Origin of the sequence: Virgibacillus siamensis (assembly GCF_900162695.1) — a bacterium.
Taxonomy (GTDB): domain Bacteria; phylum Bacillota; class Bacilli; order Bacillales; family Amphibacillaceae; genus Lentibacillus; species Lentibacillus siamensis_A.
In genome coordinates this window covers 1,716,354-1,731,643 of the sequence record NZ_FUIH01000007.1, presented here as the reverse complement: position 1 = coordinate 1,731,643, position 15,290 = coordinate 1,716,354, and the positions used below count along the sequence as shown (strand labels likewise).

The 15,290-nt window shown below is 40.9% G+C and carries 14 protein-coding genes; 9 read left to right on the top strand and 5 right to left on the bottom strand.

All coding sequences use genetic code 11. From position 1 onward, the window contains the following. Positions 1-8: 8 nt before the first annotated feature. A complete protein-coding gene (locus B1K71_RS12535; RefSeq protein WP_077327469.1) occupies positions 9-302 on the bottom strand; it encodes a YtpI family protein in 294 nt (97 codons plus the stop codon). Between the two features lie 108 nt (positions 303-410). Between B1K71_RS12535 and B1K71_RS12530 the strand changes: the two genes are divergently transcribed. Continuing rightward, complete coding sequence (locus B1K71_RS12530; RefSeq protein WP_077327467.1) at positions 411-1,358, top strand: DHH family phosphoesterase; 948 nt, start codon at positions 411-413, stop codon at positions 1,356-1,358. Between the two features lie 76 nt (positions 1,359-1,434). On the opposite strand, the gene B1K71_RS12525 is transcribed toward B1K71_RS12530, so the two are convergent. The 3 genes from B1K71_RS12525 to B1K71_RS12515 all read right to left on the bottom strand — a co-directional run bounded on the left by B1K71_RS12525 (position 1,435) and on the right by B1K71_RS12515 (position 2,594). Next, positions 1,435-1,632 (bottom strand): hypothetical protein, encoded by a 198-nt coding sequence (locus B1K71_RS12525; protein ID WP_077327464.1) that lies wholly within the window; start codon positions 1,630-1,632, stop codon positions 1,435-1,437. A gap of 126 nt (positions 1,633-1,758) precedes the next feature. After that, on the bottom strand, positions 1,759-2,262 hold the full coding sequence (ytrI, locus tag B1K71_RS12520) for a sporulation membrane protein YtrI (RefSeq protein WP_077327461.1): 504 nt from the start codon (positions 2,260-2,262) through the stop codon (positions 1,759-1,761). Next, positions 2,262-2,594 carry a YtrH family sporulation protein gene (locus B1K71_RS12515; protein ID WP_077327458.1) on the bottom strand — a complete coding sequence of 111 codons (333 nt, stop codon included), beginning with the start codon at positions 2,592-2,594 and terminating at the stop codon, positions 2,262-2,264. Before B1K71_RS12515 ends, ytrI begins: the two co-directional genes overlap by 1 nt. 144 nt (positions 2,595-2,738) lie before the next feature. Here B1K71_RS12515 and dnaE point away from each other — a divergent pair, with 144 nt between their 5' ends. From dnaE to B1K71_RS12475, 8 genes are all read left to right on the top strand, one after another. Beyond that, positions 2,739-6,113: a DNA polymerase III subunit alpha gene (dnaE, locus tag B1K71_RS12510; RefSeq protein WP_077327455.1), complete on the top strand. Its 3,375-nt coding sequence runs from the start codon at positions 2,739-2,741 to the stop codon at positions 6,111-6,113. 134 nt (positions 6,114-6,247) lie between these two features. Further along, a complete protein-coding gene (locus tag B1K71_RS12505) occupies positions 6,248-7,486 on the top strand; it encodes an NAD(P)-dependent malic enzyme (RefSeq protein ID WP_077327451.1) in 1,239 nt (412 codons plus the stop codon). 23 nt (positions 7,487-7,509) lie between these two features. Continuing rightward, positions 7,510-8,157: a FadR/GntR family transcriptional regulator gene (locus B1K71_RS12500; RefSeq protein WP_139343329.1), complete on the top strand. Its 648-nt coding sequence runs from the start codon at positions 7,510-7,512 to the stop codon at positions 8,155-8,157. A 96-nt stretch (positions 8,158-8,253) separates the two neighbouring features. Next, on the top strand, positions 8,254-9,114 hold the full coding sequence (accD, locus tag B1K71_RS12495) for an acetyl-CoA carboxylase, carboxyltransferase subunit beta (protein WP_077327448.1): 861 nt from the start codon (positions 8,254-8,256) through the stop codon (positions 9,112-9,114). Then, on the top strand, positions 9,111-10,067 hold the full coding sequence (accA, locus tag B1K71_RS12490; RefSeq protein ID WP_077327445.1) for an acetyl-CoA carboxylase carboxyl transferase subunit alpha: 957 nt from the start codon (positions 9,111-9,113) through the stop codon (positions 10,065-10,067). Before accD ends, accA begins: the two co-directional genes overlap by 4 nt. Before the next feature lie 629 nt (positions 10,068-10,696). Further along, a complete protein-coding gene (gene pfkA, locus B1K71_RS12485) occupies positions 10,697-11,656 on the top strand; it encodes a 6-phosphofructokinase (RefSeq protein WP_077327442.1) in 960 nt (319 codons plus the stop codon). Positions 11,657-11,676: 20 nt separating this feature from the next. Continuing rightward, on the top strand, positions 11,677-13,437 hold the full coding sequence (gene pyk, locus B1K71_RS12480) for a pyruvate kinase (RefSeq protein WP_077327439.1): 1,761 nt from the start codon (positions 11,677-11,679) through the stop codon (positions 13,435-13,437). Positions 13,438-13,508: 71 nt separating this feature from the next. After that, positions 13,509-13,898 carry an FxsA family protein gene (locus tag B1K71_RS12475; protein ID WP_077327436.1) on the top strand — a complete coding sequence of 130 codons (390 nt, stop codon included), beginning with the start codon at positions 13,509-13,511 and terminating at the stop codon, positions 13,896-13,898. Between the two features lie 2 nt (positions 13,899-13,900). Here the strand turns inward: B1K71_RS12475 and ytvI are convergent, their stop codons facing one another. Next, positions 13,901-15,013: a sporulation integral membrane protein YtvI gene (gene ytvI, locus B1K71_RS12470; protein ID WP_077327434.1), complete on the bottom strand. Its 1,113-nt coding sequence runs from the start codon at positions 15,011-15,013 to the stop codon at positions 13,901-13,903. Between the last annotated feature and the right edge of the window lie 277 nt (positions 15,014-15,290).

Sequence of the window (15,290 nt, the reverse complement as noted above, 5' to 3'; positions counted from 1 at the left end):
GGTCAGCTTTATGCCTGGTTCAATCGTTTCCATTCATTGCGGTAATGTTTGGTTTCCTTCAGTCCTCGATTCAATTGCATAACGCCAATAATCAAAAATACTATTCCAATAAGTAAAGCTATTTGCGTTTGATAAAACAGATACTCATTAATCGCAAAGAAAATAAGAAAGCCCCCGAGACAAAGACGTGATTTTGCATTGAAATATCGTTGTTTCAATCCGTCATGTGTCTTCAGGATTGCCACCTTGTAGTAAATCCAGAACACTGCTGACAACGTAATCAGGATTGGAAAAATAATCATGTCATCTACTCCTGTATTTAAGTCAATATGGTTCTATTGTAGCTTGTTTACGGTTAATTTGCCAGACGGTGAATCTATAAATTTTGTGACAAAGTTAGGAGCAAACAAATGAAACTGGAAAAAATAATATCTAAAATCAAGAATTATGATACGATCATCATTCATCGTCACGTCCGGCCAGATCCTGATGCGTATGGTTCTCAGGCCGGCCTGAAGGAAATGATTATTGGTTCATTCCCGGATAAACAAGTTTTCATTGTCGGGGAAGAAGACCCATCATTGAACTTTTTGGCAAGAATGGATGATATTTCTGACGATATGTATGAAAATGCGCTGGTGATTGTTTGTGATACAGCAAATGCTGCCCGAATATGTGACCGGAGATACGATTTGGGAGCCGAACTTATCAAGATTGATCATCATCCAAATGTCGATATGTATGGTGATCTAATATGGGTTGATACATCAGCAAGTTCTACGAGTGAAATGATTTGTGATTTGTACGAATATGCTAAGCATGATGGGTTTCAGATGAACAACAGGGTAGCGATGCTCCTTTATGCAGGTATTGTTGGAGATACCGGAAGATTTTTATTTCCATCCACATCGCAGAAGACCTTTCAGCATGCGGCTGAACTTGTTGCCTATGATTTTGATCGGCCGCGTCTTTATGATGGAATTTATAATATAAAGGATCATATTGCTCGTTTGCGCGGCTATATTTTGCAACACTTCCAACTTTCAACTTCAGGAATGAGTTCCATACGGCTAACCTGTGACAAATTGGCGGAATTTAATGTTAGCGCTGCTGATTCCGGCCAGCTTATTGGAGTACTGGGGGATATTGAAGGTATTAAAGCATGGGTATTTTTTATTGAGGAGGAAGATCAGATTCGTGTGCGATTGCGTTCGAAAGGTCCTGTCGTGAACGATATTGCTGCTAAGTATAATGGAGGCGGACATCCAATGGCTGCTGGAGCATCTGTAAAAACATGGGATGATACAGATGAAGTCGTGGCGGATCTGGAAAAAGCATGTCTTCAGTATAACGGCTAAGACTAAAAACTATTACATAGCAATTTTCTTTTTAAAACAATGCTAATTTCCAATCCCGGAAATTAGCATTTGTTTTTCAACTGCTGTGTTTTCCATCCAGTGGAATAAACCAGCAGCCCATATTTGTTTTGTCCAAATGCACATGTATGTTATTTCGTTCGATAGAGCGTGTAACCAGTCGAATCATTTCCTGGCTTTCAGCATAAGCGGTTCTTCCACTAAGTAATTGTGCGATTTTTTCATCGCGGATTCGTTGCTTATTAATAATTTGCATTAGACCAGCTCCTTTCAATCCAGTTCATCTTATGAAAGTATCTGTTAAATTGTTCTTTATAATTAAGTATATATAAATTTATCAACATTACCACAATGTTTTGACGATATTCATGAAATGTTCACATTAATCAGCAAGTTCTGCCTCCGCAGTTATTTTCAATGTTTTACTGATTGTTAGTTTTTTGATCGTAAATCCATAGTTGAAATCATCTACTGTATACTCTTTGTTTTCCAAGGATGAAATCAGAAGCTGGGCACTTTCATCAATGATGGAAACATCTTTACCGATAATATGGTCGATTTCTTCCTTCATCAATTCTTCAAGATCGTGTATAATTAATTTATCAAGACGCAGTTCATCTTGGTTGGTTATTGTAATTTCGATGGAATTGACCGTTAATGGTTCCTCTGTTTTTTCATTTAAATCCTGATTGTCCTGAAGCAGTGCTTCATTTTGTTTTTTTAGTTCAGCCACCTGTGATTGTAAATCTTTATTTTCTCCCAAAAGTTGTTCATACATGAATCCGTGCATATAGACAAATATAAAATAGGCAATACATGCCCCAAAAAAAGCTCCCGCGAAAAAACGCTGCCACGACGGTTTTTTATAATATGGCGGAATATGCATTACCCGATATCCTCCTGGATCAGCCAGCCAAGTAATACCATTGCTGTTTTAACGCCTCCCATTGCTGATAAGATAAGCATGATTTGTTTAAACATGTCCAGTGTAGACCCGTCATAGATTCCTCTTTCAAAATTAGCGATTGCGTCAAACGTTCCGCCGATTGCTGCAACGATTGCCCAAATGCGCAGGCTCTTTGCGATTCGGTTCATTGATGTGAACGGTGCATCCCCTGTTGCAAAAGATCCAATGCTTCCAATAATGGCACCGCCTATAATTACTCCAAAAGCTATAAAAAAGCAATGAATGAATTGTACGACAAATCTTTCTTCCATTTTTACCGCTCCTTATTATTGCTGATATCATTGTATGAGGAACTTGGACAGGATATGTTACGATGCGCGGCAAGTCATAATCAGGATTTTATGCAGTTGTTTCCATATAGGCTATAATAGGAGCAGAAAGAGGTTGGATTGCATATGTCTTTTACACATTTACAAGTACATAGCGGCTACAGCATAATGAACAGTACGATTACAGTTGAGCGGCTTGCGGAACAAGTGAAAAAACTGGGAATGGATTCAGTGGCGCTGACAGATGATCATGTTTTATATGGTGCTGTCCAATTTTATAAAGCATGTTTGAAAACCGGCATAAAACCTATTATTGGAATGACCATAAATGTTAAAGAATCAACAGGCAGCATTTCGGAATGTATACTGCTTGCCAAGAATAACCATGGTTACAAAAATCTGATGCAGATCAGCACGCTGATCAATTTGACTGATATAAAAAGCATGGAAACATCAGCACTAGCTCCTCATGTATCCGGACTAATCTGTATCCTGCCTGCAACAAATAAACATCTGTCAGATTTATTGCAAAATCTTACGCATGATGAAGTGAATGATTACCTGGAGTCAGAATGGGGGATGTTCGCATTCGATGACTTTTATATTGGGGTCCAGGATCATGGACTGGAAAGAGACCGAAAAGTTAATACATCATTACAGGTGTTTCACAAGGGGTACGGTATTCAGGTTACAGCTGTTAACAATGTTTGGTACTTGGATGAGAAAGACAGCGTGGCATTTGATTGTCTTCAGGCTATGAAAAACGGAAAAGGCTGGATGCTCCGAAACCCGGAACCCGAAATACAGCAGCATCATCTTCGTTCTGAGAGTGAAATGATGCAGGTTTTTGCGGATTGGCCAAATGTCCTTAAAACAACTGCCGAAATCAAAAAGAAATGTAATGTTTCATTTGATTTTGAACATAAAACCCTTCCGGCATATCCGGTTCCGGCTCATCAGGATGCACATACATATCTGACTGATATTTGCAGAGGAAATTTGCATAAAAAATATAATGTGGTAACAGATGAGATTGAAAATCGTCTTACATATGAATTGAAGATTATTAAGTCTATGGGATTCAGTGATTATTTTTTGATTGTCTGGGACTTTATTGCATACGCGAAAGAACAACACATTATGGTCGGTCCGGGACGAGGGTCTGCTGCCGGTTCTCTTGTGGCATATGTTCTTGGCATCACAGAAGTGGATCCAATCCAGTACGAATTGTTATTTGAACGTTTTCTGAATCCGGAACGTATTACCATGCCTGATATTGATGTGGATTTTTCGGATCATCGAAGAGATGAGGTCATTGCATATGTCCGTGAAAAATATGGAGATGCAAACGTTGCACAAATTATTACCTTTGGGACTTTTGCAGCCAGATCGTTAATCAGGGAGCTTATCAAAACGATGGGAATTGAACAGCAGGAGGCTCATTATTTACTGAAGGATATTCCTTCACAGTCAAGAAAATCGATTGTGGAACTTGTGAAGGATTCGCGGGAATTACAGGAATACGTTCAACAATCCAGGAAATTGAAGGCGTTGTTGAAGGTAGCTGCGAAGCTGGAAGGGTTGCCAAGGCATATTTCAACCCACGCGGCTGGAGTGGTTATCAGTGATAAACCGCTTGTCGGGGACGTTCCATTGACTGAAGGCGCTGCTGAGACGAATTTGACCCAGTTTTCCATGAATGATCTCGAATCCATTGGACTACTGAAGATGGATTTTCTCGGTCTTCGTAATCTGACACTGCTTGAACGTATATTAAAAACGATTGCGTATCAGATGAAAAAAACAATCGGCCTTCAAGATATTCCTGATAATGATGAAGCTGCTTATAACCTGTTACAGGAAGGAAAGACGAATGGAATATTCCAGCTTGAATCCCAAGGGATGAAACGTGTTCTGAGAAATCTGGAGCCTACCCGATTTGAAGATATTGTTGCAGTGAACGCATTGTACCGGCCGGGACCTATGGAACATATTCCGGAATATATCGAACGGAAACATGGAAATGCAGCGGTTACGTACCCACATCCGGATCTTGAATCTATTTTAGGAAAAACATATGGGGTTCTTGTCTATCAAGAGCAAATTATGCAGATTGCTAATAAACTGGCAGGATTCACGTTGGGTGAAGCAGATATATTGCGCAGGGCGGTCAGTAAAAAACAGCAGCAGATGATGGATGAACTGAAGGAGAAATTCATTGTGGGCTGCAGCGACAAGGGTTACAGTGTTCAGGTTGCTGAAGAGATTTTTCAGTGGATTGTTAAGTTTTCAAACTATGGCTTTAACCGTAGTCACGCTGTTGCCTATAGTAAAATTTCGTACCAGCTGGCATATTTGAAGGCGCATTATCCAAGGGCTTTTTTCGCCGAATTGCTAAGCTCTGCCGGAAACCAGCAAGATAAACTCCATTTGTACATGACAGAGTTAAGAGAAATGGGCATTCAGTTACTCCCGCCTTCCATTAATAAAAGTTTCGGCAAATATTCAGTTGAGGCTGAAGGTATTCGTATGGGGTTATTATCCATAAAAGGGATTGGCAACAATGTTGTAAAGGAATTAATACGCGCACGAAAGGACGGTCCTTTCAAAAGTTTATTTGATTTGTGCCTGCGGGTTTCGTTAAAAACAGTTAACCGATCAGCATTAGAGACAATTATTATGGCTGGAGCATTTGATCAGATTTATAACAATCGCGCAAGTCTATTGGCTTCTATTGACAGGGCACTGGAACAAGGAGAGTTATTTAAGGAATTTACGGACCAATCCAGTCTGTTTCAGGATGGTCTTGATCTGGAAGGGTCCTATATAGAAATGGAAGATTTTAGTCAGATGAAAAAGCTGACGGATGAAAAAGGATTGCTGGGAATATACATCTCCAGTCATCCGTTAAAAAAGTTCAGAGAAATATTGAGCATGAACAACTATGTCTCAATGAAAGAAGCACAGCAGATGATTGGACGGAAGAATATAAAGAGCGCCGGAATTATTCAGTCAATAAAGGTTATCCGCACCAAACGCGGGGAATCGATGGCTTTTGTTACGGTTGGTGATGAAACAGGTGAGATGGAAGGGGTTATATTTCCGGATGTGTACAGGGAAGTTAATCCTTGGCTTTCAGAAGAAAAAATCATTACTCTTTCAGGCAAAATTGAAGCTAGAAATAATAAAATTCAGTGGCTGATGTCCAACTTGGATGTTTTTCAAAAAGAAGCATGGGAACCCGATCAAACGAGACGGTTATTTATAAAATTAACCGGACAAGACAGTGAGAAAGCTTTCAAAGTTATAAAACATATAGCTTCCAAGTACAGGGGAAATATTCCGATTATCGTGTACAATCCGCAATCGAAACAAACATACAAACTCAGTATGGCATACTCAATCCAGTCAACCGATGGGTGTTTACGATTATTCCGCAATCATTTTGGTAATGAAAACGTTGTGCTGAATGAGGTGCACCGTGAAGTACAGGAGGAATAAATCCTTGTAATTTTCTGCTTTACACAAATATAGCATCTGTTATAATTAAATAGTTAAGTGGTCAGACCACTTTAATCATTGATCGATTTTGAGTGAGTGAATTTGCAATTTCAGTACATGAAGGAGTGGAATTCGTGTCAGACTTAAGAGATGAAGCATTGCACATGCATAAAATGAATAAAGGCAAATTATCCACAGAGCCGAAAGTTAAGGTTCGTAATGCAAAAGATTTAAGCTTAGCATATTCGCCAGGTGTGGCAGAACCATGCAAAGAAATCTATGACCGACCAGAAACTGTATATGATTATACGATGAAAGGAAACATGGTAGGAGTTGTAACAGACGGATCTGCGGTTCTCGGATTAGGGAATATTGGAGCAGAAGCTTCCATGCCTGTTATGGAAGGTAAGGCCGTGCTATTCAAAAGCTTTGCCGGAGTCGACGCATTTCCGGTTTGTCTTTCATCCCACGAAATTGAGGATATCGTTCAAACGGTGAAACTGATGGAACCAACTTTCGGCGGGATTAACCTTGAAGATATTGCTGCTCCAAATTGTTTTATTATTGAAGAGCGGCTGAAAAAGGAGACAAATATTCCGATTTTTCATGATGACCAGCATGGAACGGCGATTGTTACAGTAGCCGGTCTTATTAATGCGTTGAAATTAACAGGCAAGTCATTTTCGGAAATCAAGGTGGTTGCGAATGGAGCAGGTGCAGCCGGTATTGCGATTATAAAACTTTTGTATAGCTTTGGAGTCCGTGAAATGATTATGTGTGATTCCAAGGGTGCAATTTATGAGAACAGACCTTATGGTATGAATGAAGTAAAAGAACAAGTTGCCAAAATGACCAATAAAGATAATAAAGAAGGAAATCTTGAAGAAGTTCTGGAAGGAGCCGATGTGTTTATCGGTGTATCAGTTGGCGGGTTGTTGACCCAGGACATGGTGAAGAAAATGGACGATGATCCAATTATTTTTGCGATGGCGAACCCTGATCCGGAAATCATGCCGGATGATGCAAAGGCAGCCGGTGCCAAAGTAATTGGAACAGGCAGGTCTGATTTTCCAAACCAGGTTAATAATGTACTGGCTTTTCCAGGAATTTTCAGAGGGGCGTTGGATGTCAGAGCTACCCGAATCAATGAAAAGATGAAAGTCGCTGCAGCAAAGGCGATAGCTTCTTTGATTTCCGAGAATGAATTAAGTACGGATTATGTCATTCCGGCTCCTTTCGATCCGCGAGTTGCGCCATTGGTTGCTTCCAGTGTTGCAAAAGCTGCAATGGAATCCGGTGTCGCCCGGATTAATGTGAATCCTGATGATGTGGCGGAGAAAACAAAGGTATTGACAAGGATTGACGAGGATTAAACTTGTATTTAAAGGAGTGAGCCATGGCTGTGTCCATGTCACCGAAACAAAAAGTATATCAGGGTGTATTGCAGGAAATTCGCAGGTTTATCGACAGTAACGACCTGGAGCCCGGTGATAAACTTCCATCAGAACGCGATTTATCCGAAAAGCTTCATGCAGGGAGATCTTCTGTGCGTGAAGCTTTACGTGCTATGGAACTGCTAGGCTTAATTCAGACAAGGCATGGTGAAGGTACTTTTTTGAGTATGTACAACCCGTATCAGACAGTGGAATTATTATCCTCGTTTATATTACAGGAAAACAATACCAAAAAAGATTTACTGGCTACCAAACGGCTCATCGAAAAAGAGGTTGCCAAGCTTGCCTGCAAACGATTGAATACAAATGATCTGTACATCCTTCAGTCCTATTTGGATAATCCGCAATTAAGCAGAACGGAAATGCACGTATCTTTTTTTCGGTTTTTAAGTGAACATGCCGAAAATAAGCTTTTGGCTAAAATATGGTATTTATTAGATGATTTTTCCAATACAGTTAATACATTTTATTTTCAATGGGAGTTTTATCACAAACTTCTGGAAATGCTGCGGCAAAAAGAATGTGAATTAATTGATAGGCTATTTATGGATCAGCACATCCATACGTTGTCCGGGGGCGACAAGAACTGATACCCTTTTCATGAATTATTCGTTATAGTAAACTGAAGCGGTGTAATCATGAAATTAGATTGTTGTCCGTTTTTGTTAGAAAAAGGAGGTATTCCCTTGCTTAAGGATTTTTTTGCCAGAAAAAAGAAATATGCATCCATACCGAGTGAACAGGGAAAACTTGATGTTCCAGAAGGGTTAATGAAAAAGTGCAGTGGATGTAATAAAATTTATTATCGAAAAGAAATGATAAAAAATGATAATGTCTGTCCCAATTGCGGTTATCATCACCCATTGACAGCTTGGGAACGTATCGGCGGGTTGTTTGATGATGAAACGTTCGAGGAATGGGATGGACAGTTAACAACTACCAACCCGCTCGGCTTCCCGGGGTATGAAGAAAAGATTGAAAAAGACCGGGAAAAAACCGGCTTGAATGAAGGTGTGGTAACAGGCAAGGGGATGATTGAAGGGAACCCGGCCGCCTGCGCTGTAATGGATGCAAGTTTTCGGATGGGAAGTATGGGATCTGTAATTGGAGAAAAAATAGCCAGAGCTATTGAACAGGCGAGAAAGGAATCATTACCGTTTATCATTTTCACAGCATCGGGTGGCGCGAGAATGCAGGAAGGTGTATTGAGCTTGATGCAAATGACCAAGACATCTGTTGCGATCAGCAGATTTTCTGATGCCGGCGGGTTAATGATATCCGTCATGACGCATCCAACTACTGGAGGTGTTTCCGCCAGTTTCGCGTCGCTGGGGGATTATAATTTTGCTGAGCCCGGTGCTTTAATTGGCTTTGCCGGACGCAGGATTATTGAACAAACCATACGCGAGAAACTGCCTGAGGATTTCCAGACAGCGGAATTTTTGCTGAAACATGGACAACTGGATAAGGTTGTTCACCGGCATGACCTGAAGTCACTTCTGACGTCATTACTTGCGATGCATCAGAAAGGCGGGGATGTATCATGAAACAAGTTATGGAATTTGAAAAACCGATCATGAATTTGAAAGATAAAATTACGGAATTGAAAAAGTTTACAAACGACAGTGAAATAGACTTGTCAGAGGAAATCAGCACACTCGAGAAAAGGTTGGAAGTGCTGGAAAATGATATCTATGGCAATTTGCAGCCCTGGAATCGTGTGCAAATGGCAAGGCATCAAGAACGTCCAACGACATTGGACTATATTGCGGAATTATTTACGGATTTTATAGAATTTTACGGTGACAGGCTGTATGGTGATGATGCAGCAATTGTTTCCGGGATAGCCTATTTCAAGGATAACCCAGTAACGGTTATAGGACATCAGCGGGGAAAAGACACAAAGGAAAATATTCGCCGGAACTTTGGTATGCCTCATCCGGAGGGTTATCGTAAAGCATTGCGTCATATGCATCAGGCAGAGAAATTTAACAGGCCGATTATATGCTTCATCGATACGAAGGGGGCATATCCCGGAAAAGCGGCTGAAGAACGTGGTCAGAGTGAGGCAATTGCCCGTAACCTGATGGAAATGGCCGGGCTGACAGTACCGGTTGTTTGCATAGTTATTGGAGAAGGCGGAAGTGGAGGCGCTTTGGGATTAGGTGTTGGTGACCATATTCATATGCTTGAGAACTCCACCTATTCTGTAATATCTCCTGAAGGTGCAGCTGCACTTCTTTGGAAAGATTCAGGACAAGCCCAGCGTGCTGCGGAAACAATGAAAATCACATCCTACGATTTAAAAGAACTGGGAGTCATTGATCAGGTGATACCGGAGCCTAAGGGCGGTGCACATCAGGATATTAAACAACAAGCTAAAAATATCTATGCTGTGCTGGAGAAATCATTAAAAACATTAACGAAAATCAACACCGAGGATTTACTGGAAAAACGTTGGGAAAAATATAAAAAAATTGGTGATTATAAGGAAATTTAACCAAGAGGCTGGGACACATCAAAAAAGTGTAATTCAAAAGACGAACAATTAGAAAAATAGCGTAGGAAATATACGGAGACTCCTCGAAAAAGGAAACGGGAGGAAAAGCCTAGGTGAGACCCCGCAGTGCGACGAGCGGTACTTCTACCGAGTATACTACGAGTTGCGAGGAGTGCTGCTTCATCGAATTACTTGCAACACGACGAGCACCAAGCACAAGGAGGCTCAGCAGCTGTCCGCGGTAAAGAAGACACTGCGAAAGCTTGCTTGAGCATATGTCGCACTTATGCTGGCAGTGAAAGCGAAGTATATTTCCGGAGCGGCTATACGCAGCATTTTCTAATTTGTTTGTTCGACTTTTTCTTTTGATAATACACTTTTGTCCCGGCCTCATGCTTGTTTTTGATTGGTTTGGAAATAATAAATTTTATAATCGTGGTAATTAGTTTTTACATAATCTAGCCACGTCCCGTTCCTGCGCTTAGCCACGAGCAAACTTCACACTTCTTCACTATGATGAAGATAGACATACCGATTCGTGAAATCGGTGTTTGCGCCTTCGTTCTTGAAATTTATTGCCGTTCCGATTATCTTTGAAATAGAAACTTAGTAAGACATGAGGTGGAAAGATGAAAAAAATTGGTGTTTTGACAAGTGGCGGAGACGCACCCGGCATGAATGCTGCGATACGTGCTGTTGTGCGAAAAGCCATTTATCATAATATGGAAGTATATGCAGTGAAAAATGGATTTCAAGGACTTATTGAGGGCAACATAGAGAAAATGAATATTGGTTCTGTCGGTGATATTATTCAACGCGGCGGAACAATTCTGCGTTCCGCAAGGTGTGATGAATTTAAAACGGATGCCGGACAGAACAAGGGTATCGAACAGCTGAAAAAGTTTGGAATCGAGGGTCTTATTGTGATCGGCGGTGATGGAAGCTTCCGCGGTGCTCAAAAGTTGACCGAAAAGGGCTATCCTTGTATTGGTGTTCCTGGTACGATTGATAACGATATTGCGGGAACAGATTTTACAATCGGCTTCGACACGGCGTTGAATACCATCATTGAGGCGATTGACAAAATCCGTGATACAGCAACATCACATGAACGTACATATGTGATTGAGGTCATGGGAAGGGACGCTGGTGATCTTGCTTTATGGGCAGGACTTGCCGATGGAGCGGAAAGCATCCTTGTCCCGGAGAAGGCTGATGATTTTCAGGAAGTAATTGAACGCTTGAAACGCGGGCACGAGCGTGGCAAAAAACATAGTATCATAATTCTTGCCGAAGGTGTCGGAAGCGGTCTTTCTTATGGTGAACGAATACAGGAAGCGACAAAACTTGAAACAAGAGTAACCGTACTCGGTCATATCCAACGTGGAGGATCTCCAACAGCATCTGATCGGGTTCTGGCCAGCAGACTTGGAGCGAAAGCGATTGATCTGCTGATTAATGGCAAGGCAGGGCGAATGGTTGGAATTCAAAATAATCAACTGATTGATCATGACATATTAAAAGTATTGTCTGAAGAACATCAAATCGACAATGATATGTACCAATTATCCAAAGAGTTATCGATATAAAGTGTATAAGGAGGATATAAATGCGAAAAACAAAAATAGTATGTACGATTGGACCAGCCTCTGAATCGATTGATACACTGGAACAATTGATTGAATCCGGGATGAATGTAGCCCGGTTGAATTTCTCACATGGTGACTATGAGGAACATGGCAGGCGCATTGAAAATATACGAAAGGCAGCAGAAAAAGCCGGTCAAACAGTAGCGATTTTGCTGGATACGAAAGGACCGGAAATCAGAACCGGTTCATTTGTCAATGGTGAAGCAATGATTAAAGAGGGCAATACAGTATACATCGCTATGAATGATGTTGAAGGGACTGCTGAACGTTTTTCAGTAACTTACGGCGGGTTAATTAATGATGTGTATGAAGGCTCAAAAATATTGCTTGATGACGGATTGATTGAATTGGAAGTAATGGATATCGATCATGGTAATCAGGAGCTAAAAACAAAAGCACTTAATTCCGGGTTGATCAAAAACAAAAAAGGGGTAAATGTTCCCAATGTAAGTGTAAAGCTGCCCGGAATAACCGAAAAGGATGCGAACGATATCGAGTTCGGGATTGAACAGGGAATTGATTTTATAGCTGCGTCATTTGTCAGAAGATCATCCGATATACTGGAAATAAAAGAGCTTCTGGAAAGACATGATGCTACCCATATTCAGCTTATCCCCAAAATTGAAAATCAGGAAGGCGTCGATAATATTGAATCCATTCTCGAAGTCAGTGATGGATTAATGGTAGCCCGCGGTGACTTGGGAGTTGAAATTCCTGCTGAAGACGTTCCATTGGTACAGAAACATTTGATTACAATTTGCAATACTGCCGGTAAGCCTGTCATAACGGCGACGCAAATGCTTGATTCCATGCAGCGTAACCCAAGGCCGACAAGGGCAGAAGCGTCTGATGTTGCAAATGCCATTTTTGATGGTACGGATGCAATCATGCTATCAGGGGAGACTGCTGCTGGTAATTATCCGGTGGAATCGGTGCAGACAATGAGTAATATAGCGTTAAAAGCAGAAACTGGATTGGATCATACGACTATTTTGCGTAATCGCTCAAGATCAGTTGATATGACAATCACTGATGCGATTAGTCAGTCTGTTACACACACTGCCATGAATTTGACAGTTAGTGCAATCATTACACCGACTGAGAGTGGTCATACTGCCAGAATGATTTCCAAATACCGTCCAAAGGCTACGATTGTTGCTGTGACATTTTCTGAACGTGTAAACCGTCGATTGGCTCTTGTTTGGGGCGTTCATGCTGTAATGGGTGGTCTGGCTCAATCAACAGACGAAATGCTGGACATTGCTGTTGACAGCGGGTTAAGCACAAATTTGTTCAAACGCGGCAGCAGGGTGCTGATAACAGCCGGTGTACCTGTCGGTGAAAGTGGAACAACAAATTTAATGAAAGTACATGTTATCGGAGACGTTATGGCTAAGGGGCAAGGGATTGGCCGTAAGAGTGCATACGGGAAAGCAGTCATCGCCAAAAGCGCAGAGGAAGCGATGGAAAAAGTAAAAGATGATGATATTATTGTAACGTATGGAACAGACCGTGACATGATGCCGGCTATTGAAAAAGCCGCCGGAATTATAACAGAAGAAGGTGGACTGACATCACACGCGGCTGTTGTGGGATTAAGTCTGGGAATTCCTGTTGTTGTTGGAGTCAAAGATGCATTTGACCTTATCCATGATGGGGAAGATATAACGATTGATGGTGCAAAAGGTGATATATATAAAGGGCATGCAAGCGTCCTGTAATGGGATTATAAAAGAAGGGGTATTCCCTTCTTTTTTTGGCATACAAATCAAGCTGCTGAAAGGGTGAAACGATGCGCTGGTTGTTACTTGCATTTTTAATTATTCCCGCAATGGAAATTGGTATTTTTATCTGGGCAGGCGGTGTGATTGGTCCATGGTGGGTGGTTGCATCTATTTTACTCACTGGTATTGCAGGTATATCAATTGCGAAAATCCAGGGTATGGAAACCTGGAGGCGGGCGCAGAACTCCATGAATCAAGGAATAATGCCGGCCAATGAAATTATTGATGGGATCTGTATTTTTATTGGTGCTGTACTTTTGTTCACACCGGGGTTTATAACGGATACTGCCGGTTTCATCCTGGTACTTCCGTTTACAAGGAGACCATTTAAAACGTTGCTTCAGCGATTTATTAAAAACCGTATGAATAAAGGCACTATTATCTACCACAAATGGTAACCCTACCCTTTGATAAAGTGCCATATATAATGAATGGCGCCAGCCTCTCGGAATGCCTGAAACAGGATGAGCAAAAATGGTCCAATGAATAAACCAGCGATTCCCCATATTTTTAAGCCGGCAAATAGTACAATCAATACCGCCAAAGGGTTCAATCCAATACTGCTGGAGATGATTTTTGGTTCGAGCAATTGCCGCTGGATTACGACAGTCATGTATAATACAGACAAGGAAATCGTCAGTTCATAATCACCGGTCAAAAACACATAAACAATCCATGGAATAAAAATAATGCCGGTTCCGACAAGCGGAAGAATATCAACCAATGCAGCCAACAATGCAACAGTCAACGGATATGGATTACCGATTATCAGAAGACCGGTATAAATAATGATTGTTGTTAGCGAAATAAGGATTAATTGTGCTTTTAGAAACCCGAAAATTGCTTTTTTCAAATGTTTCCAGATGGTTTCGAATGACTCATGTGCAGTGTTCGGTATTCGTTTTTTTATGGATCTGCCAATGGCATTCCAATCATTAATGATGAAATATGATGCGATTACGATAAACATCAATGCTGCCACTGATCCCGGCAGCATTGATAATGTATGGGGTATAGACATCAGGATGCTGTACAGGATATTCGTGCCGATAATTGCGAACTGATCAATAAGTTCGGTTACATAATTATTAATAGCCTCCTGCTGCGTCGGATTTAATGTATGAAAAAAAGATGTAAGTTTATGATAAAAAGGCAGTACTTTTTCCTCCACCATGTGCTCGAGTTCATGGATGAAAGATTGAAAATGCGCTGGTATGCTTTCTGCAAGATATGCACTGCCTTGGATAAATTCCACTACAACAAATACGATAATTGCGGTTAACAAGAGTAAAGAAGTCGTCAGCACCGTGAAAGAAGCAAGCGGACGCGGCATTTTCAGTATTTTCTCGGTTAATGTCACGAGCGGATGAAGCAGAAAGGAAAGAATACCAGCAAGAATAAACGGGTATAGGTATATAAAAGAGTAATGCAATAGTAATATTCCTGTTATGAGTAATGTGATAACTAAACAGAATCGCAAAAGCTGGTGAAGGAAGTGCTTGTCCACTGTCATCCCCGCCTATCCACGTATTAAGTACCAGTATTATGTTATGTTTACTGATGACGTGAATATGTCATTCATGAATTTGTTACAAAAAGTAATCAATTGAAGTTCAAAAGACCGGAAAAAATCATGGAAGAGCTATTTTGTGTATTGAAACAGAATATATCCGCTTTGTTATGTTGCTTCAGGCTAAAAATATTGGCCGGTTTAATCGGTTTCAATTCACATTATGAACATAATACTTTATAATTGTCCGTGGGGATGACAATGTTATATTGTAAGAATA

Excerpts from the sequence above, each read along its gene's own strand:
- B1K71_RS12535 (WP_077327469.1), bottom strand. The coding sequence starts at position 302 with ATGATTATTTTTCCAATCCTGATTACGTTGTCAGCAGTGTTCTGGATT.
- B1K71_RS12530 (WP_077327467.1), top strand. The coding sequence starts at position 411 with ATGAAACTGGAAAAAATAATATCTAAAATCAAGAATTATGATACGATC.
- B1K71_RS12525 (WP_077327464.1), bottom strand. The coding sequence starts at position 1,632 with ATGCAAATTATTAATAAGCAACGAATCCGCGATGAAAAAATCGCACAA.
- ytrI (WP_077327461.1), bottom strand. The coding sequence starts at position 2,262 with ATGCATATTCCGCCATATTATAAAAAACCGTCGTGGCAGCGTTTTTTC.
- B1K71_RS12515 (WP_077327458.1), bottom strand. The coding sequence starts at position 2,594 with ATGGAAGAAAGATTTGTCGTACAATTCATTCATTGCTTTTTTATAGCT.
- dnaE (WP_077327455.1), top strand. The coding sequence starts at position 2,739 with ATGTCTTTTACACATTTACAAGTACATAGCGGCTACAGCATAATGAAC.
- B1K71_RS12500 (WP_139343329.1), top strand. The coding sequence starts at position 7,510 with ATGGCTGTGTCCATGTCACCGAAACAAAAAGTATATCAGGGTGTATTG.
- accA (WP_077327445.1), top strand. The coding sequence starts at position 9,111 with ATGAAACAAGTTATGGAATTTGAAAAACCGATCATGAATTTGAAAGAT.
- pfkA (WP_077327442.1), top strand. The coding sequence starts at position 10,697 with ATGAAAAAAATTGGTGTTTTGACAAGTGGCGGAGACGCACCCGGCATG.
- pyk (WP_077327439.1), top strand. The coding sequence starts at position 11,677 with ATGCGAAAAACAAAAATAGTATGTACGATTGGACCAGCCTCTGAATCG.
- B1K71_RS12475 (WP_077327436.1), top strand. The coding sequence starts at position 13,509 with ATGCGCTGGTTGTTACTTGCATTTTTAATTATTCCCGCAATGGAAATT.
- ytvI (WP_077327434.1), bottom strand. The coding sequence starts at position 15,013 with ATGACAGTGGACAAGCACTTCCTTCACCAGCTTTTGCGATTCTGTTTA.